The organism is Acidiferrimicrobium sp. IK (genome assembly GCF_025499425.1).
Classification (GTDB): domain Bacteria; phylum Actinomycetota; class Acidimicrobiia; order Acidimicrobiales; family Palsa-688; genus Acidiferrimicrobium.
This window is the reverse complement of record NZ_JAIMCB010000007.1, coordinates 179,473-204,816: the sequence shown is the minus strand read 5'-3', so window position 1 is coordinate 204,816 and position 25,344 is coordinate 179,473. Positions and strand designations below refer to the sequence as shown.

The window sequence follows — 25,344 nt, the reverse complement described above, 5'->3', positions numbered from 1 at the left end:
CCGGCGTGGCCGCGAGGAGGGAGGACGGCTCGGTCGTCGACCTCTCCGGGCTCGGGGCGGCCTACCAGCACCCGGACCTGATGGCCGTCCTGGCTGAGGGCCCGACGGAATGGGCCCGGATGCGCGCCGCGGTCGACCGGGCGCCTCTGGCCGACCCCGGCGCCGCTCCCCTGCTGCCGGTGGTGCCCGGGGACTTCACCGACTTCTACGCCTGCCGCCACCACGTAGAGCGTCTCGGCCGGCTGCTGCGGCCTGGCCAGCCGCCGGTGCCGCCGGCGTGGCCCCACGTCCCGCTCGGCTACACCGGCCGGGCGTCGACGGTGGTGGTAAGCGGCACCACCGTCGCCCGCCCAGCCGGGATGCGCTCCGGTGAGCCGCCGACGTTCGGGCCGAGCACCCGCCTCGACGTCGAGGTGGAGCTTGGGTTCGTGGTCGGTGTCGGCAGCGAAATCGGCACCAGCGTCCCCGCGGCGGAGGCCGAAGCCCACCTCTTCGGCGTCGTGGTCCTAAACGACTGGTCCGCACGCGACATCCAGGCGTTCGAGACGTTCCCGCTCGGCCCGCACATCGGCAAGTCGTTCGCCACCTCTATCTCGCCGTGGGTCGTGCCCCTCGACGTGGTGCCCCGGTGCCGGCCGGCGCCCACCGGAGCCGACCCGGCCCGGTATCTGGCCGGCGACCCGCTCGGCGGGGTGGACGTCGACTTGGTGCTGCGCGTCGACGGCGAGGAGCGAGCCACCGTCTCGTCGCGCCACCTGGCGTGGACGCCGGCCCAGCTGTACGCCCAGGTCACCGTCGGCGGGGCCGCGACCAGGCCAGGCGACATCCTCGGTTCGGGCACGATCTCCGGGCCCGAACCGGGTTCGGAGGGCAGCCTCATCGAGGCGGGCGGTCCGTACCTGGCCGACGGGCAGACCGCCACCATCCACAGCCCGCAGCTGGGCACCGTAGAGGGGAGGATCGCACCATGCCGTACTACCGTGCTGTAGGAGAGGTCCCGGCGAAGCGCCACCTCCGGGGAGCGTTCGAGGAGCTGGTCGGCGAGGAGGGCTTCAGCGGGGCGTCGTCGCTGCTTTACCACCGCAACAGCCCCTCGGCGCTGCTAGCGGTGGACGCGCTCGAGTCGGGGCGCCCGGCCCTGCAACCCAACCACCCGCTTTCCCCACGTCATTTGCAGACGGCCAAGCTGGCCGACACCGCCGATCCTGTCACCGGACGCCACATCCTGGCCGGGACCCCGACGTGCACCCTGGCGTGGTGGTCCGGTGGCGCCGGTACCTCGCCGTTGTACCGCGACGCCACCGGCGACACGCTGGCCTACCTGCAGCAAGGCACGATGCGCCTCGAGACCGCGTTCGGTCACCTGGCCCTCTCCCCCGGCGACTACGCGGTCATCCCCGCCGGCGCGGTTCACCGCTTTGTCAGCACCGGGCCGGCGTCGCTGCTGCTCATCGAGGCCCACGGCGGCCACGTCGACATTCCGGCGCGCTACCTGACCGCCGGCGGGCAGCTGCGCGAGGGAGCCCCGTACTCCGAGCGGGACATCCGGGCGCCCCGGCCGAGCAGCGGCGCCCGCCTGCGGGGGCCCGTCGAGGTGTTGGTCCGCACCCGCGCCGGCCTGACCCGCCACGTCATGGCCCACCACCCCTTCGACGTGGTCGGCTGGGACGGTTGCGCCTACCCGTGGGCGATCAACATCCTCGACTTCGAGCCGGTCACCGGGCGGATCCACCAGCCGCCGCCGGTGCACCAGACCTTCCAGGGCCCCCGATTTGTGGTGTGCTCGTTCGTGCCCCGGCCCTACGACTTCGAGCCCGGCGCGTTGAAGATCCCGTACCACCACGCCAACGTCGACTCCGACGAGGTGTTGTTCTACAGCCGGGGAGACTTCATGTCCCGGGCCGGCGCCGGGATCAACGCCGGCTCCATGACCCTGCACCCGGCCGGCTTCACCCACGGCCCGCAGCCCGGCGCCTTGGAGCGCAGCGCCTCCCAGGACGGCACCGAGGAGGTGGCGGTGATGATCGACACCTTCGACCCTCTCGGGCTGTCCGAACCTGCCCGCCAGGCGGAGGACCCCACCTACTGGGGCAGCTGGGCGTCGTGATGAGGCGATGACGGTGTCGGGCTACCCGCTGGTGCGCTGCACCGACGGCCACCCGGTCGTGGCGTTGGACGCCGACCACCCCGGCGTCGCCGACCCCCTGTACCGGGCCCGGCGCGACGCCATCGCCGGCCTGGCCTTGGCGTGGACCCCTGGCACACCGGTCCCCGACGTCGCCTACACCCCCGGCGAGGACGCCACCTGGGCGGCGGTGTGCGCCGGCCTGCTGCCGTTGTGGCGGGAGCGGGCGGCCACGGTGTTCCTCGACGGCGTCGAGGCGATCGGCCTTCCCCGCGACCGGGTTCCGCAGCTGTCGGAGGTCACCGCCGCGCTGCGCGACCGCACCGGCTTCGAGTACCGGCCAGTCGCCGGGCTGGCCCCGCTGCGGACGTTCTACGAAGCGTTCGGGGCGGGCGTGTTCTGGTCGACGCAGTACATGCGTCACGGCTCCCGGCCGCTCTACACACCCGAGCCCGACGTCTGCCACGAGGTGCTCGGTCACGCCCACCACCTGGCCGATCCGGGCCTGGCCGGCGTCTACCGGTCGGTCGCCCGCGCCGCGGCGAGGACCCGGACCGAGGAGGCGCTGCGGTTCCTCTCCAGGGTCTTCTGGCGGACGTTGGAGTTCGGCGTGGTGCGCGAGGCCGGGATGTTGAAGGCCTACGGCGCCGGGCTGCTCTCCAGCGTCGGCGAGCTGCGCTCCTTCGCCGACGCCCGGGTGCTCGACGTCGACTGGGCGGCGATGGGCACCCGGCCCTACGACATCGCCCGTTTCCAAGAGGAGCTGTACTGCGCCCCGTCGCCGGCGTGGCTGGCCGAGGACCTGCCAGGCTGGTTCGACGCCTACGACGACGACGTGTGGGCGGTCCTGGCCTCGAGCTCGGGGACCAGGTCCGCGACGGAGCGCACGATGCGCGACGGTCGGTAGGGGAACCGCTCGATCTGGTGCTCCGCGGTGACCCCGCTCAGCACCAGGATGGTCTCCAATCCCGCTTCCATACCTGCGACAATGTCGGTGTCCATCCGGTCACCGACCATTGCGGTGGACTCGGAGTGGGCGCCCAGTTGGTTGAGGCCTTCGCGCATCATCAGCGGGTTGGGCTTGCCGACGAAGTACGGGGCCACGCCGGTGGCCCGCTGGATGAGCGCGGCGACCGAGCCGGTGGCGGGAAGGGCGCCTTCGGTGGACGGCCCGGTCGGGTCCGGGTTGGTAGCGATGAACCGGGCCCCGGCGTCGACTAGGCGGATGGCCCGGGTGATGGCCTCGAAGCTGTAGGTCCTGGTCTCTCCGAGGACGACGTAGTCGGGGTGCTGGTCGGTCAGCACGTAGCCGATGTCGTGCAGGGCGGTGGTGAGCCCGGCCTCCCCGACGACGAACGCGGTGCCCTCGGGGCGCTGCCGGCGCAGGAACTGGGCGGTGGCCACGCCCGAAGTCCAAAGCGACTCCGGGGCCACTGCGAGACCCAGGTTGGACAGCCGGGCCGCGAGGTCGCGCGGCGTGTAGATGGAGTTGTTGGTCAAGACCAAGAAGCTGGCGCCGCTGGCCCGCAACGCGTTGACGAAAAGGTCGGCGCCGGGCACCAGCTGCCCTTCGTGCACCAAGACGCCGTCCATGTCGCACATCCAGGCGGTCGGGGCGGGGCGGTCGTGCACGTCGTTGTTTCTACTCGCCTTTGGCGGGGGTCGGGGTGCTCAGCGTGCCAGCCGGGCGCCGGCAGCAGCCGGGCCGGCCTGCGATGGAGGCGGCGGCGGCGGGCCGTTGAGCGCGCCGGCCAGCACGCTGGCGTAGAGGGAGCGGCCCGCGACCGTCTCGTGCACCCGGTCCGGGCCGAGCACCCCCGGCGCCGCCGACGCGCTGAACCAGTCGGCGGTGCGGACGGTGGGTGACCCCGCGGCGCAAGCGGCGATCGACGCGTTGGTGGTGTCCTGCCACGGTCGGGGGACGCGGACGGTCACGAAGACGACCCGGTCGCCCGACGCCAGCGAGATGAACTGCCGGCACTGGTCCACGCTCATCGGGCCGTTGGTGCCCAGCGCGATCACCACCGCCCCGAGGCCGCTCAGCCGCCCGGCGGCCCGGTATTCGCTCAGCCGCTGAAGCCCCTGATCGACCTGGCGGCCGACCGCGGCGTCGACGACGGTGGCGGGCCCGAGGGCGGCGGTCACCTGGCCCGCCGCTCCGAGCAGCACCGAGTCGCCGATCGCCAGGACCGGGCCGGCCGGCGCCGGGGCCGGGGGTGACCCCGCCGGCGCGGAGGTAGGCGGGGCCGACGGTGCTGCGACCGGCGGCGCCGACGGCGCCGGCGGGACCTGGGCCGGCCCGAGGGTGGTGGCGGGAGCGGCGAGCCCCCCCGCCGCGGCCCGCTCGAGGACCGACACCACCGAGTCGGCGGCCGGAGAGGCGGGCGCAGGGCGGGCGCCCGACGCCGCCCTCGCCGGCAGCGGGACCCGGCTGGCGGCCGTCGAGGTGCCGGGCAGGGTGAGTTCGCTGGGGGCGTCGGCGAGGAGAAGCGCCACGGAAAGCCCGACCACTCCGGCGACGCCGACCCCGGCCGCCAGGATGGGGCGGGCGGCGTGACCCCACCACCAGCGCAGCGCCTGCTGCGCCCGGCCGGTGCGCCACGGTTGCTCCACCCAGCGGAAGGACAGGTCAGCGGCGAGGAGGGTCAAGCCCAGCCGGAGCGAGAGCGCCAGCACCGCGGGGAGGTGCACGTCGACGCCGGGGCGGGTCATCTCGAAGATCGGCCAGTGCCAGAGGTAGATCGAATACGAGCGGCGGCCTAGCCACGCCAGGGGGGGCGATCCGAGCGGCCGTCCCAGTCGGGTGCCGGGATGGCCGGCGACCACGACGATCACCGCGCTGAGAAGCGACGCCAGTTGCAGCCCGCCCCGGTAGGTCCCCGAGCTTCCCTGGTTGAGGGTGGCGAAGAGGATCAGCATGCCGACGCAGGCCCCGCCGGCGAGGACCTCGAGGAGGCGGCGGGCGCTGGGCCGAATGGCGCCTGATCGCCGCCACAGAGGGAACGCGGCGGCGCTCGCCGCGCCGAGCAGCAACCCCGTCGCGTGGGTCACCGGGTCGAAGTACACGGCGGAGGGGTCGCTGCCGCTCGGGACCAGCACGGCCATCAGGACGCCGCTGGCTACTGCGCCGACGGCCGCGACGGCGCCCACCGCGTGAGCGAAGCTCCGGGGCCGGGAGGAGGGCCGACGCCGCTTGCGGATCGCCAGCGTCCACCCGACGCCGACCACGACGAGGGGCCACGCCAGGTAGAACTGCTCTTCGACGCCGAGCGACCAAAGGTGCTCGAGCAGGGGCGGCCGCCCGAAGACCTGGCTGTAGCTGTCGTGGTGGAAGATCAAGCGCCAGTTCATGACGTAGGCCAAAGAGGCCGGGACGTCACCGCGCAGGCGGCCCATGGCGTCTCGGGCGAACACCGAGGCCAACACGGTGGTGGCGACCACCGTCGTCAACGCCGCCGGGAACAGCCGCCGGACCCGGCGCATCCAGAAGCTCCCGAGCCCGATGCTGCCTGTCGAGCGCCGCTCCCGCAGCAGGAGGCTGGTGATCAAGAACCCCGACAGCACGAAGAACACATCGACGCCGAGGAATCCTCCGGGCAGCCAGGTCGCCGGCAGGTGGTAGAGCACGACGGCGAGCACCGCCAGACCGCGCAGGCCGTCGAGGGCCGCGACGTAGCCGGCCGGCCTCCAGGCGCCGGCCGACCCCCGATCGCCGGGCGGGGTTTCCACGATGTTGGTGACAGCGGGCTCGGTGACAGTCGACACTTGGTACCTCAACTCTCGAGGACCCCTCGAGGTTGACCTTCGGTGCAAAGCGCCCGAGCGTACGCGCTTCGCGCGCCGCCCGACGACCGCACCCGGACACAGGGGCGCGCTCGGGCCGCTGTCCCGCCGGGAATGGGACCTTCTCCCCTGCAGTGCGGGCGGTCCGAACCGCGATACTCGAAACAGTCGATGTCGGCCACCAGCGCAGCCGCCGGGAGGGCCTCCGAGAGGCTCTCGTGCAGAGGAAAGGCAGGAGCCATGGAGTACGAACAAGTCGATGGGCGCGCCGCGGTCACCGCGATGCTGCGCAGGCTGGCGGACGGGGTGGAGTCCACCACGATTGACTGCGCCGGGCTCACCCTCAGCGTGGCCCCGACGGTCGTCGCGACGATGTGCGCCGAGGAGATGACCGACAGCCCGGTGGAGTCGATCACCGTCCGTCTGGGGCAGGCTGGCGTCGCAGACGGGGCCAGCGCGCTGGAACGGGAGCTGGCCCACCCCGGGGACTGAGCCCTACAGGTCCTCGGCGTAACGGACTGGATGGTCCTCGTTGCGGTCCATGAACCGCTCGTTGAGCGCAACGGCCAGGCGGTCGTAGTCGCCGGGTGCCACCGCAGCCCGCCCGGTCAGGAAGCGACCCACGTCCTCGGCGGTCAGGTTCCCTCCGAGGGTCGCGTAGTCCAGCCACAACCGCTCGAGTGAGAGACCGAGAAGGAGCCGAGCGGCTTCTAGATGCCCGCCGTCATGCATCGACATCCCTGGGGTCCTCCTGTGGACGATCGAAGCCCGCCACGATCTCAGCGGCAACGTCTCGGAGTTTGCGGTTCGACCGCTGCGACGCCCGACGAAGGATATCGAACGCCTCCTCGCCGGGCACGCCCTGACGGGACATGAGCACCCCCTGCGCTTGGCCGATAACCGTGCGGGTCTGCAGCGCTTCGCGGAGGTTGGCGTTGCTCTCCCTGGCGTCGGCCAGCTCTTCTGCGCTGCCGAGCGCGGCCGACGCCATCAGCGCGAGCAGGCGGGCGGTCTGGGCTCCCCGGTCCCGCCAAGGCTCGCCGGTCATCGAGTACAGATTCAAGGAACCGGGGGCCTCGGGGCGCGTGGCGAGGGGAAGGGACCACACCGAGCAGATCCCGGCCGCGCCGGCGGCCTCGGAGAACGCCGACCACATGCCCGAGGGCAGCGCGAGGGTTTGCTCGGCGCCGGTCTCGATGGCGGCGACGCAGGGTCCGCCCCCGTCCCGGTACTGGACCTCGTCGATTTTCCGCGCTGCGGAGGAGCTGGCCTCGATGGTGGCGTACTCGGCGCCCCGGCCGCGCAACGAGACGCTCGCGCCGTGGACGTCGGGCACTGCGGTCACCGCGACGCTGAGGATCAGCGACAGGGCACCCGGGCGGTGCTCCCGGTCAGGGCCCGACGGAGAAGCACCGTCGCTGGCGACTTCGGGCCGCGGCCCGCTCACAACCGCGCGCCGGCCGCGATGAGCCCGGCGGGGCAGGCGTGCTCAGCCCGGCCGGGGTGATCCCGCAGCGCTAGAGCAGACAGCGGCGCGGCCGCGCCTGACATACGTGACGCACACACAGCAGCGGTGGACGAACCCACCCGGACCTTCCCAGTCGAAGCAGCTTCGGGGTCAGCGGAAAGCGACCCCTGCGGCTGTGCGTTTCAACCGTGCCCGGGATCCTAGCCACCGCACCGGAGGCCCGGTGCGAACCGGAGGCGCCCCGCTCAGAGCGCCACGGCGGCAGGCACGAGCGGCAGCCGCCGCGCCGCCAAGCGGGCCGGGTCGGGCCAGCGAGCGTCGCTGGCCCACCCGAGGCGCTCGAACAGGCGGATCAGGCCGGCCGAGAGATCAATCTGGTGGCGGTCGACGCCATGGCGGGCCAGCGTGGGGAAGGCGTGATGACCGTTGTGCCAGGAGTCGCCCATGCTGAGCAGCGCCAGGGCGGCGATGTTGGTGCTGCGGTCGCGGGTACGAAACGGGCGGGAACCGAACATGTGGCCGAGCGAGTTGACCCCGAACGTGACGTGGTGGAGCACCGCCATGCGCACCAGCCCGGCCCACAGCAACGCCAGCCACGCCCCGTACCACGTCCCGGTGACGGCCAGGCCGATCCCGAACGGGATGGCCAGAGACAGCGCAGACCAGACAACCGCGGTGCGAGACACGAAGCTCAAGTCGCGGTCGGTGAGGAGGTCGGGTATCCACCGCTGCGGCTCTGACGGGTTGGACTTGAAGAACCACCCGACGTGGGCGTGACCCAACCCTCGCAGCAGGGCCGGGAAGCCGCTGCCGTAATCCCACGGAGAGTGCGGGTCGCCGTCGCGGTCGGCGTAGGCGTGGTGCTTGCGGTGATGGGCGACCCAGGTGAACGCCGACCCTTCGACGCCCATCGTGCCGGCGATCGCCAGGGCCACCTTGAGCGCCCGGGCCGGCCGGAAGCTGCCGTGGGTCAGCATCCGATGGAAGCCGACGGTGAGCCCGAACCCGGTGACCGCGTACATCACCACCGCCAGGATCACGTCGAACCACCCGATCCCGTGCCGCCAGAACACGACGCCGGCAACACCGACCGCGGCGAGCGGACCGACCACCAACGCCGCCGCGCTGACCCGCTGCAGCAGCCCTACGCCGCTCTCCTGGGCCTCGACCGTCCCCGGCCGCCGCTCTTCGATGGTCTCCATGCCCCTGGCTCCCTGGTAGAAGGTGGTATGCCACCAGGGTCCGGGGTGACGGTCACGACACGCTGGATGCCCAGTCAATGCCGGCGTACCGACCATAACAACGCCGGCGCCGGTTGGGTCGGCGGGCTGCGGGCTCAGCCGGCCTGGAGCCTCTCGCGCACCTCCCCGGCCAGCTCGACGGAGCGCACCGCGGCGTCCGGCGGCGCGGCCATGGTCCGGATGATGATGTCGGTGAAGCCGATCTCGCCGAACGGGGCGAGCTGCTCGGCGACCGAGTCGGGGTCGCCGTACGCGACGGCGCCGCGCTCGAGCCCCCGGTAGCCGGCGGCGATCAGCGCGTCGCCTACCTTCTCTGCGTCGGCCGCCCGCTCCGCGATGAACACGTCCTTGCGGATCGGGATCCGCACCGGGTCCCGGTCATAGAGGGCACACGCCTCGCGGTAGCGAGCCATCGCGACGGCTGCGGTGGTCGTGGTCAGGTCGGCGTTCGCGTACCAGCAATCCCCCATCCGGGCGGCGCGCTCGAGCGCGACGGGGACACCGGCCCCGACCCACCACTCGACGCCTTGCGGCGGCAGCGGGGCGATTCGAGCGCCGCGGATACCCCACCGCTCGCTGTCCACCGTCTCCCCACGAAGCAGGGCGCTGGCGACGGTGATCCCCTCCTCCAGCAACGGGCCGCGGTCGCGAAGGTTCACGCCCATCGCCGCGAACTGCCCGGAGCCTCCCCCGAGGCCGGTCTGGACGATGAACGGCCCCTGGGCGATCGCCGCCAGCGTCCCGATCTGCTCGGCCATCAGCACCGGATGCCACAGCGGCACGAGGAACAGGCAGCCCGCCGGTCGGGCGTCCCACTCACCGAGGACCGCCGCCAGCATGGGCACGTTTTGCAGGTACGACGCCGGGCCGGTGGAGTGGTGGTCGCCCAAGGGAGAGGGTGTCGAGCCCGGCCCACGCGGCCGCCCGGGCCTGCTCGAGGACCGCCTGCGGGCCCTCCCGGTAGTCGTCGACCTGGTAGGTGGAGTTGATGGAGATGCCCACGCGCATGACGACGAGTATGTACCCGCGCCGGCGGCGCAGCCCACCGGTCAGCCGCCGCGCACCACCAGCTTCTCCCCGGTCGGGTCTCCCCGCCAGCCCTCCCATCGGAACTCCCCGGCCGCCTCCTCGATCGGGCCGTCGCTGTCGAGCAGGTGCCGGGCGAAGCGACCCTTGGCCGCTTTGGCCGCGTGCCCCGCCGCCCTGCCGGTCGGAGTGCGGAACTCGACGCGTCGGGCGGCCAGGTCAGCCGGGAGCGCCCGCCGGTGCTCGTCGGGGAGCAGGTCCACCACCGTGGCGCCCGCAGACGCCCGCGCCAGCGCCGGGCCGAGCACCGGCTGCCACCAGCGCCAGAGCGCCCCCAGCCCTTCCAGGCGGGCGCCGACCTTCAGCTTGTAGTCGGGCACCGGGTCGTCGAAGCCGAACAGGCCTCCCAGGGCCGAGACGACCACGATCCCCTCGGCCCGCCGGCGGGCCTCCCCGTCGAGGGTTTCGGGGTCGAGGTGCTCCCACACCACCCCGGTGTAGCGCTGCCACGCCGGCAGGGCGGGGCCACCGACCGTGGCGCTGTTGGCCGCGGCGGCGGCCCGCTGCCGCAAGCCGCTGACCCCAGTCAGGCGGGCCGCCTCCGAGGTGTCGGCCATCGCGGCCGCGAGGTGGGCCGCCACGTCCGCTCTTTGGGGCCCGAGCCGCCGGCCGAAACGCCCCGAGCCCGGCGCCCAGCGTCCCTGGCCTCCCGGCCGCTTGCCTTCGGAGGGAGGCAGCAGCATCACCAATCGCATCCTGAGAGCGTGCCCCCGCCGGCGCCGCGGCCGCCACTAGCCTGCTCGGGTGCCCGAAGGGACCGGCCCGCAAACAGACACTGGAGGCGGCCGCCGGCTGCAGCCGCTGCGCCCCGAGCAGCTCGACGGCGAGCAGCGGGCCGTCTACGACGCCATCACGTCGGGCCCGCGGACGTCTGGGCCGGCGTACTTCCCGCTGACCGACGAGGCCGGTCGCCTCCACGGGCCCTTCGACGCCATGCTGCGCTCCCCCCGGGTGGGGGGCGCCCTCCAGGACCTCGGGGCCGCGCTTCGCTACGGCAGCGCCCTGCCGACCCGGCTGCGCGAGATCGTGATCCTGGCGGTCGCCGCGGCGGAGGACAGTGCGTTCGAGCGATTCGCCCACGAGGCGGTAGGCCGCGGAGCCGGCCTGACCGAGGGGGAGCTGGACGCGTTGCGCATCGGTGGGCCGCTGCCCGCCGAGGACCGGGTCGAGGCGATGACCCTCCGAGCGGCGCGCGCTTTGCTCCGAGACGGCGACCTCGACGAGGCGACCTACGCCGGGCTGGACGCCGAGCTCGGCGAGCGGGGGCTGTTCGAGCTGACGGCGCTGGTCGGTTACTACCGACTGCTGGCCCTGCAGCTGCGGGTGTTTCGGGTGCCGGTTCCCGAGGGCGCCTGACTGTCGACGCCCCCACGTAGGTGGCTCACGGCGCCACCACATCGGTGACCAGCTCGCCGATCCCCCCGATCCGGCTCACCAGCCGATCGCCTGGCTGCAGGTACTTCGGGGGCTCCCGGCGGTTGCCGACGCCCGCCGGGGTGCCGGTGAAGATCAAGTCGCCGGGCAGCAGCGGGCACACAGAGGACAGCCGGGCGATCAGCTGCGGCACCGACCAGATGAGCTGCGAGGTGCGAGCCTGCTGCATCACCTCGCCGTTCACGCTGCACTCGATGGCCAAGTCGTCGGGGTCGTCGAGGTCTGCGGGGTCGACCAGCCACGGCCCGGTCGGCCCGAACCCGGGGAAGGACTTGCCCAAGCTCCATTGGGGCGCGGCGCCGGCCAGTTGGACGTCACGGGCGGAGAGGTCCTGTCCGACGGTGAGCCCGGCGACGTGATCCCATCCCCGCTCCTCCGCGACGCTCTCGGCCCGTCGGCCCACCGCGACGACCAGCTCCACCTCCCAGTCGAGGCGGGGGCTTTGGGCCCTCACCGTTCCGACCGGGCCGGCCAGGCAGGACGGGAACTTGGTGAACACCTGCGGGATGCCGGTCGTGTCGTAGCCCGCCTCCGCGGCGTGAGCCTTGTAGTTCAGGCCGATCGCGAACACCTGGCGGGGCGCCGGCACGGGCGGTCCGAGCCGGGCCGGGTCCGGCCGGGCGCCGGTCTCGGGGTCGCGGTCGGAGGCCCAGTCCCTGAAGCGGTCCCACTGCTCGAAAACCGACAGCGGGTCGGGCCCGAAGCGGCCGCCGCTGGCCCGGGCCACGTCGGCGCTGCCGGATCCCCCCAGCAAGCTGGCTCGCCCGTCGACGGTGCCCAGCCTCACACCAGCGTCCTTCCGCCGTCGACATAGAGCACGTGGCCGGTGACGAAGCGCGACTGGGGGGACGCCAAGAACAGCACCGGGCCCGTGACCTCCTCCGGGCTGCCCAGCCGACCGGCCGGGACCATCCCCTCGAGCCGGTCCCGGTTGCCGTCTCGGTCGAGGTAGGCGCGGGTCAAGTCGGTCTCCACGTAGCCGGGGGCTACGGCGTTGACCGTCACCCCTTTGGCCGCCCACTCCGCCGCCATGACCCGCATCATCTGGTTGATGGCGCCTTTGCTGGCGGCGTAGGGGCCGTGCTCCTTGTGCGCCAGGAGACCCGACACCGAGGAGAAGAACACGATCCGCCCGTGGCCCTGCCCGACCATCCGCCGGCCGGCCTCCTGGCCGAGCAGCCAGGCGGTGGTGAGGTTCACCTCGATGGTCCGGGACCACTCGCTGGGGTCGGTGTCGAGGACCGGCTTGCGGGTGTTGACGCCGATCGCGTGCACGCACACGTCGAGGCCGCCCCACCGCGAGCACAGCTCGTCGACGACGCCTCGGACCACCCCCGCCGACGCGAGGTCGCCCTGGGCGGCCACCGCTCGCTGCGGGGGAGCCCCGTCGATCGCGGCGTCGGCCCGGTCGGCGTCGGCGTCGACGACCACGACCCGGGCGCCGGCGGAGAGGAAGGCACGAGCGCAGGCCGCTCCGAGCCCTCCTGCCCCGGCCACCAGCACACGGGCGTCTCGCAGACCCAGCCAGGTGTCGCCGGCGACCGGCGCGCCGGGAGTGGAGTCTGTCCGTTGCGGTTGCATCTGCTCGCTTTCGGAAGTAGGGGTCAGCACGGGGGGCCGCCCATGCGCCGGGAGATCTCGCTGCTGGCGGCGAGGAGCGGCGGCAGGAGCCGATCGACCAGCTGCCGGTTGCCGTACTCGGCGCTGGGCACCGCCACGTTGACCGCCGCGGCGACGGTGCCCCCCGCCTGACGGATCGGTGCCGCGATGGAGCTGAGCCCGGGTATGGCCTCGTCTCGCTGCACCAGGTAGCCGTCCCGGCGGGCCGCCGACAGCTGGGTCCGCAGCGCGTCGAAGGTGCGGACGGCTCGCGGCCCCCAGGTCCCGTCGAAGCTGGTGTCGCTGATGCGACCGGCCAGGTCCGCCTCGCTCATGTGGGCCAGGATCACCTTGCCGATGGAACTGAACACCGCCGGGACGGTGGAGCCCACCCGGATGTCGGCGGCCAGGATGCTGTTGTTGCGGGCAATACGGGCGACGAAGAGGACCTGGTCGTGGTAAAGCACTCCGAGGTTGACGGTCTCGCCGGTGGCGGCCGCCAGCTCCCGGATGATGGCGGCGGAGGTCTGGACGACATCCAGACCCTGGAGGGCGGAGAAACCCAGTGCGAGCACCCCGGTGCCCGGCCGGACCTTCCCGTCCAGCGTGCGCTCCAGGTAGCCCTCTCCCTCCAGGGTGGCGGTGAGGCGGAACACGGTCGGCATCGGGATCCCGCTGAGGTCCACCAGCTCCTTGACCGACAGCGCGGGCCGCTCGGCGCTGAAGTAGGAGAGCAGTCGGAGGCCCTTGGCCAGGGCCTCCACTCGGTACGAGCGACCGGGGCGGCCCCCGGCAGGAGGCGGGTCGGGCACCCCGCCGATGGTAGTGGTGGACCGTCCTTCGACCATGGGTGGCTCTAGGCGCCGATCATGCTGTAGCCGCCGTCGCACATGACGAAGTTGCCGGTCATGTGGGAGGCGTCGTCAGTGGCCAGCCACAGCGCCGCGGCCGCCAGCTCTTCGGGGCCCGGCACCCGGCCCATCGGGGTCTGGGACAAGACCCGCTCCCGCCGGCCGTTGTTCCAGTCCTCGCGGGTGACCGTGGACTCCGTCTCCATGAACCCGGGTCCGAACGCGTTGACCCGCACGGTCGGCGCGAACGCGGCCGCGTAGGACTTGGTCAGCCCGAGCATCCCGTACTTGCCGGCCGCGTACTGCGGGGCCCGGGGACTGCCGCGCACCACGACGGTGGATCCGATGTTGACGATGCAGCCCCGGCCCCGGTCGAGCATCCTCGAGCCGTGCTCGTGCAGCATCAGCATCGTTCCCTTGATGTCGACGGCCAGGACCCGGTCGATGACGGCCTCGTCGATGTCGCGCCAAGACATCTGGTCGGTCGCGATGTCTCCGACGTTGTTGATGAGCACGTCCAGGCCCCCGGTCAGCGTCCAGGCCTCGTCGGCCATATCCCGGATCTGCGACCAGCTCTTGATGTCCGCTTGGACCACGGCCGCCTTCCTGCCGTAGGCCTCGACGCCCGCCGCGGTGCGCCGGGCGCCCTCTTCGGACGAGTTGTAGTGCACCACCACGTTGGCCCCCTCGGCGGCGGCCCGCAACGCCAGGGTGGCCCCAAACCCGGTGCCGGCCCCGGTGACCATCACCCACTTCCCTTCGAAACGGGGGAACACCTTTTGGGGGAACGCGGCGGGCTGCGGCGATTCCTCAATGGCGGTCATAGACCCAACGTCCTCTCTGGATAAGACAACTGTCGACGGTTCACAGCCACTCGTCACCGGTGGGCGCCGGTGTGTCGTGGGCTTCCTCCCAGGCGACCACCTGGTTGCGCAGCACGCCGAGCTTCTCGATCTGGGCCTCGACGACGTCGCCGGGTTTCAAGTAGTTGGCGAAAGGATCGTCGGTGCTGGCCGCCACGCCGGCGATGGTCCCGGTGGTGAGCAGGTCCCCGGCGGAGTACACCTGCGGCGAGTGGTAGGCGACCAGCTGCGGGATGGACACTGACATGCGGCTGGTGTTGGACTTCTGGCGGATCTGCCCGTTGACCCGCAGCTCCATGTCCAAGTCGTGGGGGTCGCCCACCTCGTCGGCCGTCACCACGTACGGCCCGATCGGGCAGAACGTGTCGATGGCCTTCGAGAACGAGAACACCCCGGCTTTCATCTCTCGCCGTTGTATGTCCCGGGCGGTGATGTCGTTGAAGATGAGATACCCGCCGATGTGCTCCCCGGCCTGCTCCGCGGAGAAGAACTTGCCGGGCTTGCCGATGACGATGGCCATCTCCAGCTCGTAGTCGAGCTCCTCGGTCAGCTTGCCCGGGTAGACGATGGGGTCGTCGGGACCGATTATGGCGTCGACGTTCTGGAAGAAAACGATGCCCTTGTTGACCGGGTGGGACCAGTTGACCCGGACCAGGTCCTCGTGGTGCTCCCGGAAATTGCCGGCGGTGTGGAAGAACTTCTTCGGCACGATCGGGGCCCGCAGCCGGGCCGAGGCCAGCGGCACCACCTCGCCGGTCTCTTGCACCTGCCCGTCCAACTCGAACCAGGCCCTCACCGAGGGGCAGGCGAGCTCCACGATCTGATCGTCGACCAGGCGGCCGACCCGGCCGGCGTCGAAGGTAACGAGTTTCATAACAGTCGGCTTCCTTTCGTCATTTGTGTCGACATCTCAGGGGTTGAAGTAGTCCTCGTCGTCCACCGCCACCTCGAGCAGGAGCGGCGCGTCGGCGAGGCGCAACGCGGGGACCGCCTCGTCCATCGCCGCTGCCAGCTCCTGGTGGGTGGCGATCCGCCGGGCTGCGCACCCGAACCCCTCGGCGACGCGGGAAACCCGGACCTCGGCGAAGTCGGGCCACGGCCCGGGATGGCCTTGGCGGTCGGCGAGGCGGTCCATGATGGCGTAGCGGCCGTTGGTCAGCACCACGAACAGCACCCCGACCCGGTAGTGCGCCGCGGTCCACAGCGCCTGGATCCCGTAGAGGGACGACCCGTCCCCGACGACGGCGACGACGGGCCGGTCGGGACATCCGAGCCTCAGCCCGACCGCGGCGGGGAGCGCGAACCCCAGGCCGCCCATGGCGGCGCTCACAAAGCCGAGGGGGCGGCGGGCCCGAAGCAGACGGTGAAGGTCCGGTCGACTGGAGGGGGTCTCCTCCACGATGATGGTGTCGGCGTCGGCCCGGGCGGCCAGGGCGGCGAAAACGTGTCGGGGCCGCAGCCCGGCCGTTACCGGCTCCTCGCCGGCGAGGCCTTGGGGCGGCGCGGTTGCTCCCTGCGCGGCGGGGCGCTGCTTCACCGCGTCCGCCAGGGCCGCGCAGATCGACGGAATGGGGCCGATGACCGCCAGGTCGACGGGACTGTGGTGGGCCAGGTCGGGGTCGTCCACGACCATCGCCAGGCGGGTCCCGGCGCGCACCAGCGGGCCGGGCTCGTAGGGGTATTGGCGAAACGCCGGCGCGCCGATCACCACCACCAAGTCGTGATCGGAAAGGGTGTCGCGGAGCCGCTGGCGCCCGGCGGGGAGATGCCCGGCGAAGAGGGGGTGGTCCTGCGGGAACCCGGCGCGGGCCCCGAACGCCTCCTGCCACACCGGCGCGTCCAGTCGCTCCGCCACCGCGGTGGTCGCGGCCCAGGCGGCCGGTCCGTCGGCGTCGGCGCCGACGACGATCACCGGTCGGGCCGAACCGTCGACCATGTCCACCAGCTCCCCCACCGCGGCGACGTCCACGCCGGCGACGGGAACGGCCCGCCGAGCGGCGAGGCGGCTGTCGGGGTCGGCGGGGGCATCCCAGTCGTCCATTGGGACCACGACCACGGCCGGCCCTCGCCGGCTGCGGGCCTCGTGCCACGCCCGTTCGATGGCGCCTGGAACGTCTTGGGCCCGCGCTGGGCGGGCGGACCACACCGGGTACGCCCCGGCCAGTCCGTCCAGGTCACCGGCGAGGAACGGCCGCATGGCCAGGTGACGGCGGTCCTGCTGCCCGACGATCACCACGAGCGGCGCCCGGTTGGCCCGCGCCGTGGCGAGGGCGCCGACTGCGTTGCCAAAACCCGCCGTGGTGTGCAGCAGCACCAGGGCCGGCTGGCCGGTGGCCAAGGCGAAGCCGGTGGCCGCGCCGACCACGGAGCCCTCGTGGAGGGCCAGCACGAAGCGGGTCCGGTCGTTGGGCCGACAGAGAAGGGGCACCTCGGTCGAACCGGGGTTGGCGAACAGAGTCGTCAGCCCCAGCCGCTCCCAGACGTCGAAGGTGGCGTCGGCGACGGTGTTCAATCGATCCCCACGGCCATCCGGCCCGCTTCCTCCACCCGCTCGAGGACTTGCGCCTCGAGTTCCACGAAGCGCGGCAGCTGGCGGGTGTGGCTCTGCGTGCGCGGCCGCGGCAGATCGATGGTGATCTCCGCCAGGACCCTGGACGGCCGGGCGGACAGCACGAGCACCCGGTCGCTCAGGTACACGGCTTCACCGACGTCGTGGGTGACCATCAAAGCGGCGAACGACGAACGCTCCCATAGGTCGGCCACGACGTCCTCGAGGTGACCGCGGGTCAACGCGTCGACCGACGCGAACGGTTCGTCCATCATGAGCAGCTGCGGGTCCGAGACCAGCGCCCGGGCCAGGGCGGCTCGCTGCTGCATGCCTCCCGACAGCTCCCACGGGTAGCGGGAGGCGAAGCCGTCCAGGCCGACTTTGTGCAAGGCGTCGCGGACGTGCTCGGCGCGCGCCGGGGGCGCCAGCCGGCGGGCTCCCATCGCCACGTTCTTGCCGATTGACAGCCACGGGAACAGGCTCTTGTTGTACTCCTGGAACACCACGGAGATGCCAGAAGGCACCCCCTCGACCGGGGACCCGGCGAAGCGGACCGCTCCTACGGTGGGGTCCCGCAGACCCGACGCAGCCTTGAGCAGCGTGGTCTTGCCGCTGCCGGAAGGGCCCACGATGCTAACGAACTCCCGCGGGGCCACCTCCAGGCTGACATCCGCGGTCACCTCGGTGACTGAACCGTCGCGCCCCCGAAGGGTCACGCCGAGATGGTCAAGGGTCAGGACCGGATCAGCCATGCTGTTCGCCTCCCACAGTGCCGCGCTGCCATGCCAGCAGCCGGCGTTCAGCCAGCAAGAACAAGGAATCGAATGCCCACCCGAGCAGGCACAAGGCGACGACACCAGCCCAGCTGTCGGTGATCTTGAAGGACTGTTGGGCGCTGGAGATGAAGTAGCCAATCCCGGAGCCGCCCCCGAGGATCTCGGCCACCACCATCACCGCCAGCGACACGCTGATGGCGACCCGTAGGCCGGCGAAGATCTCCGGGCTCACCGCCGGCAGCACCAGCCTCCACATGAACGAGCGACCGCGGAGGCCCAACACCCGGGCGGTGTCGACCAGGGTCGGCTCGAGGCCGGCGGTGGCGTTGGCGGTGTTGATGAGCACCGGCCACACCGCCGCGGTCACGATCACCGCCACGACCATCCGGCCGCCGAGCCCGAACAGCACCAAAGCGACGGGGATCAGCAGCGGGGTGGGCAACGACCGCAGGAAGTCGAACACGGCCGAGGTCCACTCCCGCGCCGCCCGGTAGTACCCGGTCACCATGCCCACCACGATCCCGATCACCGCGCTGATGGCGAAGCCGGCCAGGGTCCGAAGGATCGAGGGGATCAAGTCCTGGTGCAGCACCGGCCCGTCGACGAGATCCCACGAGCGCTTGGCCGAGGCGGCGAAGGTCGGGAAGATCGAGCTGTGCATCTGCACCGAGACCAGCTGCCAGACGGCGGCGGCCACGGCCACGCCGAGCCACCCGAGCCCCCAGTAACCGAACCGGCGCGCCCGCATCCGGCTCGCGGTCGCCGCGGCGCGGCCGGACCCCATCGCCGCGGCGGTCACAGCCGGCGCTCCGCCCGGTCGGCCCACGGGACCCAGCGCTGCACCACGGCCCGGAAGCCGGTGTTGAGGGCCCAGCCGATCAGGCCGCCGATCAGGATGCCGGCGTACATGGTGGGCACGGCCCCTGCCTGCTGGGCTCGGAGCACGAACGACCCGATGCCGCCGGTCCCGCCGACCAGCTCCACCGAGACGGTCACGACCAGCGCCAAGCTCAAGGCGATCTGCAGTCCGCTGGCGATGAGGGGGGCGGCGGCCGGCAGGATCACTTGGACCAGGAGCCGTCCCCCGTGCAGGTCGAGGGTGCGGGCGGTGTCGATGAACAGGTTTTCGACCTGGTGGACGCCGTAGCGGGTGTTGATGAACACCGGCCAGAAAGAAGTGAAGGCGACCAGCCCGGCGGTCATCTTCAGGCCCAGCCCGGCCACCAGGATGGCGATGGGGATGAGGGCGAGCGACGGCAAGGGCCGCATCATCCGGACCAGTACTTCGGTGAAGGCCTCGGCCAGCCGGGATCGTCCGACCAGGGTGCCGACCACCACGCCGCCGGCGGCCGCGATGGCGAGACCCACCGCCCACGCTTCGAGCGTCCCGCCGGCGGCGGACGCCAGAGGCCCCAGGTGGGATGCGAGGGCCCGGGCGGTGCTGGGGACGCCGGCCAGGGCCTGGTCGGTCACCAGGCCGCTGACGCTCACCAGCTCCCAGACCACGATGGCCACCACCACGCCGCCGAGCTGGCGGCCCAGGCGGCGGAACCTGACCCTGGCCGGCCCTCGCGCGTCGGGCATGGCGGCGCCGGTCTCGTCGACCGGCGCCCGCCCTTCTAGCACTACGACCGCAGACTGGCCGTCAGTGCTTGGCACCGGACCACACGAGCTGGTCGATGGGCACGATGGAGCTGATCCAGCCCAGCTGCTGCATCGTCTGCTCCTGGGCCTGGATGGTGGAGGTGTCGACCGTCGAGCTCCACACCGGCAGGGTCATCTTCGCCGCCACCGCCGCGGGGATGCTGGTGTAGGTGGGGATGATCGCCCGTGCCGCGGCCGGGTTGGCCTGGGCGTAGTCGAGAGACTGGTTGAGGGCGGCGACGAAGCGCTGGACCAAAGCGGTGTGGCTTTGGATCTCGCTGGTGCTGGCGAAGTAGCCGGCCACGATCTCGGAAGGCTGCGCTCCCTGGAACAGTGGGCTGAGCAACTTGCCGCCTTTGGCCTCAATCGACGAGACGAACGGCTCTACCTCGGTAACGGCCTGCACCTGCCCGGACTCGAGAGCCGACGGCATGGTCGGGAACGGCAACGCCACCACGTGCACCGACGACGGCTTCACCCCGTTGCGGGTGAGGATGGTGTCGAGGGCCAGCTCGTTTTGGCCCTGGACCGCGTTGGCCGCGATCGTCTTGCCGGCCAGCTGCGAGATCGAGGTGATGCCGCTGCCGCCCGAAACCAGGATCCCTGACCAGGCGCCGGCTGCGTCGGCCGCGGCCTGGTCGCCGTTGGCGATGAACTGCAGCGGCAGATTGTGGGATTTGGCGAGCACCAGGTTGGCGGTGGCCCCGAAACCGAACTGGAGCGAACCGCCGACGACCGCGCTGGCCACGGCCGCTCCCCCCTGCAGGCTGTGGGGAACGACGTTGAGGTGCTGTTGGGCGAAGAAGCCCTGCTTGATGCCGAGGTAGAGGGGAGCGACGTCTGCGATGGGGAGCACACCGACGCTCACCGTCTCGGTGGCGCTGCTCGAGTTCGCGCCGCCCCCCGACGTCGCGGCCCCGGCGCTGGTCGCCGAGGAGGCGACGGACGTGGCCGAGCCGGCCTTCGTCGCGTTGGTACTGCTCCCGCACGCGGCCGCGATCAGGCTAAGGCACCCGACAGTCGCTCCGACGCCGACCCGGCGCACACCAGTGAGAACCACAGACTCCCCCTCCGAGAGCAGTCACTTTCACATTGTGAAAGTGACTTTTATATTTGCGGAATCAGTATGGGGGGAGCCCTGCCCCGAAGTCAAGGAGCTGGGCGCAGAAGCACTCGAGCCCAACGCCCCGGGGCTGGTCGTGACCCGCTTCCCCCCGCCCACGAGGCACCGCCCTCCGGGGCGGGTCTAGGGAGCTGACCCGCCCAGGGGACGTTCGCGAGGCCCGTTGATCAGTGCGGCGGCGATCGCTCGCAGTTCGGCGACGACGAGGGACACGGCGGGGCGGGTGGCGTTCTCAGGGCGGATCAGGGCGTCGACGTCTCTAGACACGGACAGGTCAGCCAAGGGCCGCAGCACGACACCTTCTGGCCGTGGCTGGGTCCAGCGCGGCAGGAACGCCAGACCCTGCCCGGCGCGGACCAGTTCGGCGACGATCGTGAACTCGTTGACGCGGTGGCGAATCTCGATGGGGCGGCCGGAGGCGGCCGCGATGGTGTCGAGGGTCGCGCCGATCGGGAACTCGCGGTGGGTGGTGATCCACGCCTGTCGAGCCACATCTTTCGCCCGGAGCGTCCCCCGGTTGGTCAGCGGGTGGCCCACGGGTAGCGCGACGTCGAGCTGCTCTCGAAGGAGGGGTTCCACAGCCACCCGGTCGGGCCATGCAGGCGTGTGCTGGAGGCGGTGGGCGATCACGATGTCGTAGCGGGAGGTGAGGGGCGGGAAGTCCCCTTGGGCGACGTCTTCGTCGCTGAGGGTGACGCGGACCCCGTCGGCGGGAAAGCGGCTGGCGAGGGGGGCGAACAACGCCAGCGCGGCGCTGTTGAACGCGCAGACGCTCACCGTGCCCGATGGGAACGCCGCCAGGCCGCGCGCGATCTCCCGGGCCCGGCTCATGGCCGCTTGTACGTCCACGGCCGCCTCGGCCAGACGTTCTCCTTCCTGGGTCAATCGCAGCACCCGGCCCACCCGTCGGGTCAAAGGCACGCTCGCCTCCCGCTGGAGCAGTTTCAGCTGCTGCGAGACGGCCGAGGGGGTGATGGCCAGCGCGTCGGCGACGGCCTGAACGCTGCCTTGCTCCCCCAGCTCGCGGAGGATCTCCAGTTGCCGCTCGTCCACCCCGAATAGTTTAGGTTTACTGAACTAAAGGTGAAGACATATGGAGTTGCTCTTCATCGACCTGGCGCCGATCCTGATGTGGTGTTCCCGCTCCTACGTGCTCGCTCGACCGATCTGTGCCTTCTCGTGGTGGCGATCACGTGGGGAGCGAGTTACCTGGGAGCGAAGGACGCAACCGGTGTGGTCTCCGCCGATTCCGTCGTGTTCTTGCGTTATGCGGTGTCGGCTCTCGCCTGTTTGCTGACCGTCCGCTTCACCGCGGCGCGCCGAGGACAGTCGGTGGTCACGTCGCGCGAGGTGCGCGTCGGGGGCCTGCTGGGCGTGACCCAAGCGGCGGTGCTGTATCTGGAGACCCACGGGGTGGCGCACACCAGCGCGGCCGCGGCGGGTGTGCTCATGAGCTTGACGATCATCCTGACGCCGCTGGCCGGCGTCGTTGCCGGGACGCGGGTCCCCGGTCGGCTCTACGCCGCAGCGGGTGTGTGCATCGTCGGTGTTGCGGTCATGCTCGGGACCGGACTCGGAGCCGACGGCTGGCGGGGGGACCTGCTGGTGCTGGCCGCTGCGGCGATCCGAGCCGGGCACGTCACCTTGATCGGCCGATTCGTTCCGCCCGGGCCGGTCAACCGAGTCTCGCTGCGGCCGTTGCCCCTCACGACCGTGCAGTTCGTGGTCGGCACCGCGCTCAGCGCGCCGCTGGGGCTGCCGCAGCTCACTGCGTCTCCTGCCGTCCTGGTGAGGCCGGCGCTGGTGGCGTCGATCCTATTCCTCGCCGTCTGCTGCAGCGTCTTCGCCTTCCTCGCCCAGACCTGGGCGCTACAGCGCACCTCCGCCAACCGGGCGAGCCTGCTGCTTGGCACTGAGCCCCTCTGGGCGGTGGCGGCAGCCGTCGCCCTCGGAGGGGAACGGCTGAGCATCAAAGTGGCGCTCGGCGCCGCCATGGTCGTCGCGGGCTGCTGGTGGGGCGGGGCCATCGAGCAGCGCTCCCGCAACCAGTCCTCGCCTCGTCAGGTGCCCTCGGCCGGTGCCGTCGCATCACGGAGAGCGGCTCAGTTGTGAAGCCCCGCCAGAGCGTCACCGTCAAGACGGAGGTAGCGGTCTTTCAAAGCCCAGACAACCGGCGGGCGAGGAAGCGGCGCTCGGGTTCGGTGGTGGCCATCCGAAGGGCCAGCTCGAACGCCTCGCGGGCTTCGGCGTCGCGACCGAGACGACGTAGCAGCTCCGCCCGGGTGGAGTGGAGGTAGCGGTAATCGCCGAGGTCCAGCGAGTCGACGAGTGCGAGCGCCTCCTCGGGTGCTCCCGCCTCGGCGATGGCGACTGCTCGGTTGAGGGCGACGACCGGCGATCCGGTAAGCAGTTCGAGACGCTCGTAGAGGGCTGCGACCTCACCCCAGTCGATGCGCTCCTCGGCCTGGAGCGACGCGATCGCTGCTTGGATCACGTACGGCCCCACGGTCGGCCGCAGCGACAGGGCCCGGTCGATCGCCAGGCGGCCGGCCTCGACCTCGGCCCGGTCGTGGCGTGAGCGGTCCTGCTCGCCCAGCAGTACCAGCTCGCCTCTGACCACGCGGGCGGCGCGGCGCGAATCCTGGATCAGCATCAGGGCCAGCAGGCCGTACACCTCAGGCTCGTCGGTCATCAGCTCAGACAGCAGCCGCCCGAGCCGGATCGCCTCTTGGGCGAGATCGTCGCCGTCGGGATAACCCTGGTTGAAGACCAAGTAGATGACCGCCAGCACCGCCGGCAGCCGCTCCGCCAGCAAACGGTCGGGGGGCACCGCGAAGGGGATCCCCGCCGCCTTCACCTTGGCCTTGGCTCGGGAGAGACGCCGTTTCATCGTCTCGTGGGAAACGAGAAAGGCCCGGGCGATCTGCTCGGTGCTGAGACCTCCAAGCGCTCGCAGCGTCAGCGCGACCTGTCCGTCGGCGGCCAGCGCCGGATGGCAGCAGGTGAACAGCAGCTTCAGTCGTTCGTCGGAGACAGAGTTCTCGTCGAGGTCGATGTCGTCGACGGTGACCGCCTGGTCGTATCCCTGGAGGAGGGTGGCCTTGTGCTCGAGCGTCCGTCGGCGTCGTAGACCGTCGATGGCCCGGTTGCGGCCGGTGGCCACCAACCAGGCCACCGGATGCTGCGGGATCCCGTCCCGGTCCCACCGTTCGGCCGCCACCGCGAACGCCTCCTGCGCGGCTTCCTCGGCTAGGTCGAAGTCGCCGAGGAAGCCGACCAGGGACGCCAGGACCCGGCCCCATTCCCGCCGGAAGACCTCCTCGATCAGAACGCGGCCTCCGCCGGGATCTCGACCAGCGGCCGTATCTCGACCGCACCGCCGAGGCGGATCGCCGGTATGCGTTGGGCGAACTCCAACGCATCGTCGAGGTCCGCGGCGTCGAGCACGTAGTAGCCGCCCAGCACTTCTTTAGTGTCGGCGAAGGGGCCGTCGGTGATCAGTACCTCACCGCGATTGTGGCGGACCGTGGTCGCCGTCTCCGCCGGCTGCAGGTGCGCGCCGCCGACGCAGCGTGGGTCGTCGCGCAGCGCCAGGTAATCAGCGTTCACCGGCGCGTACTGCTCCGGCGGGAGGGACTCATGGCTACCGGGCTTGGGGAAGATGAGCATCGCGTATTTCATGAATGGCCTCCTTGGGGTTCATCTCTCGCCATGGAGACGAACAGCCAGTCGCCGTGGGGACGGCGCTGCCATGATTTTCTCAGAACTCCGCCGACGACAGGGTCGGGTCCTCCGGACTTCGCGAGTTGCGACCGAGGGGTCGCTCCTAGCCGCATGCGGCGCAGCTATTGACAGAGCGCCAATAAGGCGGGTAGGGTCCGGTGGTCCGGAACCCGGGGAAAAGGGCGCGATGACCTCCACACTCGACGAATCAACCGCCTCGAAGAGTGCCGGCCGCCAGAAGCCCGACGGCGGGGAGGTCGACATCCGCCGCTACATCTCCGGGCTGGGCTCGGGGTTGGCCGGGCCGGCCAACGTCATCATGCAGCTCAGCTGGCCGGCGGTCGGCTACGGGGTCAAGGAGAGCCGGGTCCATTCGGGCAGCGCCATGAAGCACCCGCTCAAGCGGGCGCGCACGACTTTCACCTACCTGGCCGTAGCCCTGCTCGGCGACGACGAGGACCGCAAGGCGTACCGTCAGGCGGTCAACCACCAGCACGCCCAGGTTCGCTCGACCGTAGACAGCCCGGTGCAATACAGCGCCCTGGACCCCCGCCTGCAGCTGTGGGTGGCGGCCTGCCTCTACTACGGGACCGTCGATCTGAACGAACGGATGCACGGCCCCCTGGACGAGGCGACCGCTGACCGGCTCTACGAGTACTGCTCCCGTTTCGGTACGTCGCTGCAGGTACGCGACGCCATGTGGCCCGCCGACCGGGCCGCGTTCGGTCGCTACTGGGAGAAGTCCCTGGGAGAGGTCCGCATCGACGACACCATCCGCGACTACCTGCTCTCGCTCACCCGGCTCGAGAACCTGCCCTGGGTCGCCCAGAAGCTCTTCGCCGAGAACAACATGTTCTGGACCCGCGGCTTTCTCCCGCCGGTTTTCCGGGAAAAGATGGGCCTGTCGTGGAGCGACGCCGAGCAGCAGCGTTTCGACCGGCGGCTGCGCCGGTTGGGCTGGGTCGAGGACCACCTGCCGATGGCGATGCGGCTGTTCCCGTTCAACCTGCTGTTGTGGGATATGCGCCGCCGGCGGCGGGCCGGCCGCCCGCTGGTTTGACCGCCCTCATGCCGATCCGG

The 25,344-nt window shown here is 71.5% G+C and carries 28 protein-coding genes; 7 read left to right on the top strand and 21 right to left on the bottom strand.

All coding sequences use genetic code 11. From position 1 onward, the window contains the following. The first annotated feature begins 5 nt into the window (after nucleotides 1–5). From K6U06_RS13570 to K6U06_RS13560, 3 genes are read left to right on the top strand one after another with little or no spacing between them, the layout of a single operon-like run. Nucleotides 6–989 (top strand): fumarylacetoacetate hydrolase family protein, encoded by a 984-nt coding sequence (locus K6U06_RS13570; RefSeq protein ID WP_262322480.1) that lies wholly within the window; start codon nucleotides 6–8, stop codon nucleotides 987–989. Then, nucleotides 968–2,107 carry a homogentisate 1,2-dioxygenase gene (locus K6U06_RS13565; RefSeq protein ID WP_262322479.1) on the top strand — a complete coding sequence of 380 codons (1,140 nt, stop codon included), beginning with the start codon at nucleotides 968–970 and terminating at the stop codon, nucleotides 2,105–2,107. The genes K6U06_RS13570 and K6U06_RS13565 overlap by 22 nt, the downstream gene beginning before the upstream one ends. A 13-nt stretch (nucleotides 2,108–2,120) precedes the next feature. Beyond that, nucleotides 2,121–3,032, top strand: coding sequence for a hypothetical protein (locus tag K6U06_RS13560; RefSeq protein WP_262322478.1), 912 nt, complete (start codon nucleotides 2,121–2,123; stop codon nucleotides 3,030–3,032). On the opposite strand, the gene K6U06_RS13555 is transcribed toward K6U06_RS13560, so the two are convergent. Together K6U06_RS13555 and K6U06_RS13550 are read right to left on the bottom strand one after the other, a co-directional pair. Beyond that, nucleotides 2,948–3,727 carry an HAD-IIA family hydrolase gene (locus K6U06_RS13555; protein ID WP_410051048.1) on the bottom strand — a complete coding sequence of 260 codons (780 nt, stop codon included), beginning with the start codon at nucleotides 3,725–3,727 and terminating at the stop codon, nucleotides 2,948–2,950. The genes K6U06_RS13560 and K6U06_RS13555 overlap by 85 nt on opposite strands. Before the next feature lie 69 nt (nucleotides 3,728–3,796). Then, nucleotides 3,797–5,890 (bottom strand): acyltransferase family protein, encoded by a 2,094-nt coding sequence (locus tag K6U06_RS13550; protein WP_262322476.1) that lies wholly within the window; start codon nucleotides 5,888–5,890, stop codon nucleotides 3,797–3,799. 258 nt (nucleotides 5,891–6,148) lie between these two features. On the opposite strand from K6U06_RS13550, the gene K6U06_RS13545 reads away from it, so the two are divergent. Further along, nucleotides 6,149–6,400 (top strand): hypothetical protein, encoded by a 252-nt coding sequence (locus K6U06_RS13545; RefSeq protein ID WP_262322475.1) that lies wholly within the window; start codon nucleotides 6,149–6,151, stop codon nucleotides 6,398–6,400. A 3-nt stretch (nucleotides 6,401–6,403) separates the two neighbouring features. Here the strand turns inward: K6U06_RS13545 and K6U06_RS13540 are convergent, their stop codons facing one another. From K6U06_RS13540 to yaaA, 6 genes are all read right to left on the bottom strand, one after another. Next, nucleotides 6,404–6,646, bottom strand: a complete 243-nt coding sequence (locus tag K6U06_RS13540; RefSeq protein ID WP_262322474.1) for a hypothetical protein — start codon at nucleotides 6,644–6,646, stop codon at nucleotides 6,404–6,406. Beyond that, entirely contained in the window at nucleotides 6,633–7,355 is a 723-nt protein-coding gene (locus K6U06_RS13535; RefSeq protein WP_262322473.1) for an ANTAR domain-containing protein, read from the bottom strand. Before K6U06_RS13535 ends, K6U06_RS13540 begins: the two co-directional genes overlap by 14 nt. 266 nt (nucleotides 7,356–7,621) lie before the next feature. After that, on the bottom strand, nucleotides 7,622–8,578 hold the full coding sequence (locus K6U06_RS13530) for an acyl-CoA desaturase (RefSeq protein WP_262322472.1): 957 nt from the start codon (nucleotides 8,576–8,578) through the stop codon (nucleotides 7,622–7,624). 134 nt (nucleotides 8,579–8,712) lie between these two features. Next, nucleotides 8,713–9,456, bottom strand: coding sequence for an LLM class flavin-dependent oxidoreductase (locus tag K6U06_RS13525; RefSeq protein WP_262322546.1), 744 nt, complete (start codon nucleotides 9,454–9,456; stop codon nucleotides 8,713–8,715). Then, nucleotides 9,434–9,625, bottom strand: a complete 192-nt coding sequence (locus tag K6U06_RS13520) for a hypothetical protein (RefSeq protein ID WP_262322471.1) — start codon at nucleotides 9,623–9,625, stop codon at nucleotides 9,434–9,436. Before K6U06_RS13520 ends, K6U06_RS13525 begins: the two co-directional genes overlap by 23 nt. A 41-nt stretch (nucleotides 9,626–9,666) precedes the next feature. After that, complete coding sequence (gene yaaA / locus K6U06_RS13515; RefSeq protein WP_262322470.1) at nucleotides 9,667–10,398, bottom strand: peroxide stress protein YaaA; 732 nt, start codon at nucleotides 10,396–10,398, stop codon at nucleotides 9,667–9,669. 49 nt (nucleotides 10,399–10,447) lie between these two features. Between yaaA and K6U06_RS13510 the strand changes: the two genes are divergently transcribed. After that, nucleotides 10,448–11,059: a carboxymuconolactone decarboxylase family protein gene (locus K6U06_RS13510; RefSeq protein ID WP_262322469.1), complete on the top strand. Its 612-nt coding sequence runs from the start codon at nucleotides 10,448–10,450 to the stop codon at nucleotides 11,057–11,059. Between the two features lie 25 nt (nucleotides 11,060–11,084). Here K6U06_RS13510 and K6U06_RS13505 read toward each other — a convergent pair whose 3' ends face one another. The 11 genes from K6U06_RS13505 to K6U06_RS13455 all read right to left on the bottom strand — a co-directional run bounded on the left by K6U06_RS13505 (nucleotide 11,085) and on the right by K6U06_RS13455 (nucleotide 21,594). After that, nucleotides 11,085–11,924 (bottom strand): fumarylacetoacetate hydrolase family protein, encoded by an 840-nt coding sequence (locus tag K6U06_RS13505; protein WP_262322468.1) that lies wholly within the window; start codon nucleotides 11,922–11,924, stop codon nucleotides 11,085–11,087. Then, nucleotides 11,921–12,718 (bottom strand): SDR family NAD(P)-dependent oxidoreductase, encoded by a 798-nt coding sequence (locus K6U06_RS13500; RefSeq protein WP_262322467.1) that lies wholly within the window; start codon nucleotides 12,716–12,718, stop codon nucleotides 11,921–11,923. Before K6U06_RS13500 ends, K6U06_RS13505 begins: the two co-directional genes overlap by 4 nt. Before the next feature lie 23 nt (nucleotides 12,719–12,741). After that, a complete protein-coding gene (locus K6U06_RS13495; protein WP_262322466.1) occupies nucleotides 12,742–13,548 on the bottom strand; it encodes an IclR family transcriptional regulator in 807 nt (268 codons plus the stop codon). 44 nt (nucleotides 13,549–13,592) lie between these two features. After that, on the bottom strand, nucleotides 13,593–14,411 hold the full coding sequence (locus tag K6U06_RS13490) for an SDR family NAD(P)-dependent oxidoreductase (RefSeq protein WP_262322465.1): 819 nt from the start codon (nucleotides 14,409–14,411) through the stop codon (nucleotides 13,593–13,595). A gap of 40 nt (nucleotides 14,412–14,451) precedes the next feature. Beyond that, entirely contained in the window at nucleotides 14,452–15,324 is an 873-nt protein-coding gene (locus K6U06_RS13485) for a fumarylacetoacetate hydrolase family protein (RefSeq protein ID WP_262322464.1), read from the bottom strand. Nucleotides 15,325–15,360: 36 nt separating this feature from the next. Next, nucleotides 15,361–16,962 (bottom strand): thiamine pyrophosphate-dependent enzyme, encoded by a 1,602-nt coding sequence (locus tag K6U06_RS13480; protein WP_262322463.1) that lies wholly within the window; start codon nucleotides 16,960–16,962, stop codon nucleotides 15,361–15,363. Next, the gene (locus K6U06_RS13475; protein ID WP_262322462.1) at nucleotides 16,959–17,750 is read right to left on the bottom strand and encodes an ABC transporter ATP-binding protein; all 792 of its coding nucleotides are present in this window, start codon (nucleotides 17,748–17,750) and stop codon (nucleotides 16,959–16,961) included. Before K6U06_RS13475 ends, K6U06_RS13480 begins: the two co-directional genes overlap by 4 nt. Continuing rightward, a complete protein-coding gene (locus K6U06_RS13470) occupies nucleotides 17,743–18,573 on the bottom strand; it encodes an ABC transporter permease (protein WP_262322461.1) in 831 nt (276 codons plus the stop codon). Before K6U06_RS13470 ends, K6U06_RS13475 begins: the two co-directional genes overlap by 8 nt. Beyond that, nucleotides 18,570–19,433: an ABC transporter permease gene (locus tag K6U06_RS13465; RefSeq protein ID WP_262322460.1), complete on the bottom strand. Its 864-nt coding sequence runs from the start codon at nucleotides 19,431–19,433 to the stop codon at nucleotides 18,570–18,572. The genes K6U06_RS13470 and K6U06_RS13465 overlap by 4 nt, the downstream gene beginning before the upstream one ends. Continuing rightward, complete coding sequence (locus K6U06_RS13460) at nucleotides 19,420–20,478, bottom strand: ABC transporter substrate-binding protein (RefSeq protein WP_262322459.1); 1,059 nt, start codon at nucleotides 20,476–20,478, stop codon at nucleotides 19,420–19,422. The genes K6U06_RS13465 and K6U06_RS13460 overlap by 14 nt, the downstream gene beginning before the upstream one ends. Nucleotides 20,479–20,664: 186 nt before the next feature. Next, on the bottom strand, nucleotides 20,665–21,594 hold the full coding sequence (locus K6U06_RS13455) for a LysR family transcriptional regulator (RefSeq protein WP_262322458.1): 930 nt from the start codon (nucleotides 21,592–21,594) through the stop codon (nucleotides 20,665–20,667). A gap of 30 nt (nucleotides 21,595–21,624) precedes the next feature. On the opposite strand from K6U06_RS13455, the gene K6U06_RS13450 reads away from it, so the two are divergent. After that, a complete protein-coding gene (locus K6U06_RS13450; RefSeq protein WP_316044719.1) occupies nucleotides 21,625–22,653 on the top strand; it encodes a DMT family transporter in 1,029 nt (342 codons plus the stop codon). A gap of 43 nt (nucleotides 22,654–22,696) precedes the next feature. Here K6U06_RS13450 and K6U06_RS13445 read toward each other — a convergent pair whose 3' ends face one another. Both K6U06_RS13445 and K6U06_RS13440 read right to left on the bottom strand, forming a co-directional pair. Continuing rightward, a complete protein-coding gene (locus K6U06_RS13445) occupies nucleotides 22,697–23,869 on the bottom strand; it encodes an RNA polymerase sigma factor (RefSeq protein ID WP_410051047.1) in 1,173 nt (390 codons plus the stop codon). Further along, complete coding sequence (locus tag K6U06_RS13440) at nucleotides 23,866–24,222, bottom strand: YciI family protein (protein WP_262322456.1); 357 nt, start codon at nucleotides 24,220–24,222, stop codon at nucleotides 23,866–23,868. The genes K6U06_RS13445 and K6U06_RS13440 overlap by 4 nt, the downstream gene beginning before the upstream one ends. A 229-nt stretch (nucleotides 24,223–24,451) precedes the next feature. On the opposite strand from K6U06_RS13440, the gene K6U06_RS13435 reads away from it, so the two are divergent. Next, nucleotides 24,452–25,324, top strand: a complete 873-nt coding sequence (locus K6U06_RS13435) for an oxygenase MpaB family protein (RefSeq protein WP_262322455.1) — start codon at nucleotides 24,452–24,454, stop codon at nucleotides 25,322–25,324. Nucleotides 25,325–25,344: the final 20 nt, after the last annotated feature.

Bases quoted from the DNA above. Each gene is read 5' to 3' on its own strand.
- K6U06_RS13525 (WP_262322546.1), bottom strand. From the start codon at position 9,456: ATGCTGGCGGCGGTCCTCGGTGAGTGGGACGCCCGACCGGCGGGCTGC.
- K6U06_RS13490 (WP_262322465.1), bottom strand. From the start codon at position 14,411: ATGACCGCCATTGAGGAATCGCCGCAGCCCGCCGCGTTCCCCCAAAAG.
- yaaA (WP_262322470.1), bottom strand. From the start codon at position 10,398: ATGCGATTGGTGATGCTGCTGCCTCCCTCCGAAGGCAAGCGGCCGGGA.
- K6U06_RS13435 (WP_262322455.1), top strand. From the start codon at position 24,452: ATGACCTCCACACTCGACGAATCAACCGCCTCGAAGAGTGCCGGCCGC.
- K6U06_RS13540 (WP_262322474.1), bottom strand. From the start codon at position 6,646: ATGTCGATGCATGACGGCGGGCATCTAGAAGCCGCTCGGCTCCTTCTC.
- K6U06_RS13555 (WP_410051048.1), bottom strand. From the start codon at position 3,727: ATGTGCGACATGGACGGCGTCTTGGTGCACGAAGGGCAGCTGGTGCCC.
- K6U06_RS13545 (WP_262322475.1), top strand. From the start codon at position 6,149: ATGGAGTACGAACAAGTCGATGGGCGCGCCGCGGTCACCGCGATGCTG.
- K6U06_RS13485 (WP_262322464.1), bottom strand. From the start codon at position 15,324: ATGAAACTCGTTACCTTCGACGCCGGCCGGGTCGGCCGCCTGGTCGAC.
- K6U06_RS13520 (WP_262322471.1), bottom strand. From the start codon at position 9,625: ATGCGCGTGGGCATCTCCATCAACTCCACCTACCAGGTCGACGACTAC.
- K6U06_RS13565 (WP_262322479.1), top strand. From the start codon at position 968: ATGCCGTACTACCGTGCTGTAGGAGAGGTCCCGGCGAAGCGCCACCTC.
- K6U06_RS13530 (WP_262322472.1), bottom strand. From the start codon at position 8,578: ATGGAGACCATCGAAGAGCGGCGGCCGGGGACGGTCGAGGCCCAGGAG.
- K6U06_RS13440 (WP_262322456.1), bottom strand. From the start codon at position 24,222: ATGAAATACGCGATGCTCATCTTCCCCAAGCCCGGTAGCCATGAGTCC.
- K6U06_RS13500 (WP_262322467.1), bottom strand. From the start codon at position 12,718: ATGCAACCGCAACGGACAGACTCCACTCCCGGCGCGCCGGTCGCCGGC.
- K6U06_RS13475 (WP_262322462.1), bottom strand. From the start codon at position 17,750: ATGGCTGATCCGGTCCTGACCCTTGACCATCTCGGCGTGACCCTTCGG.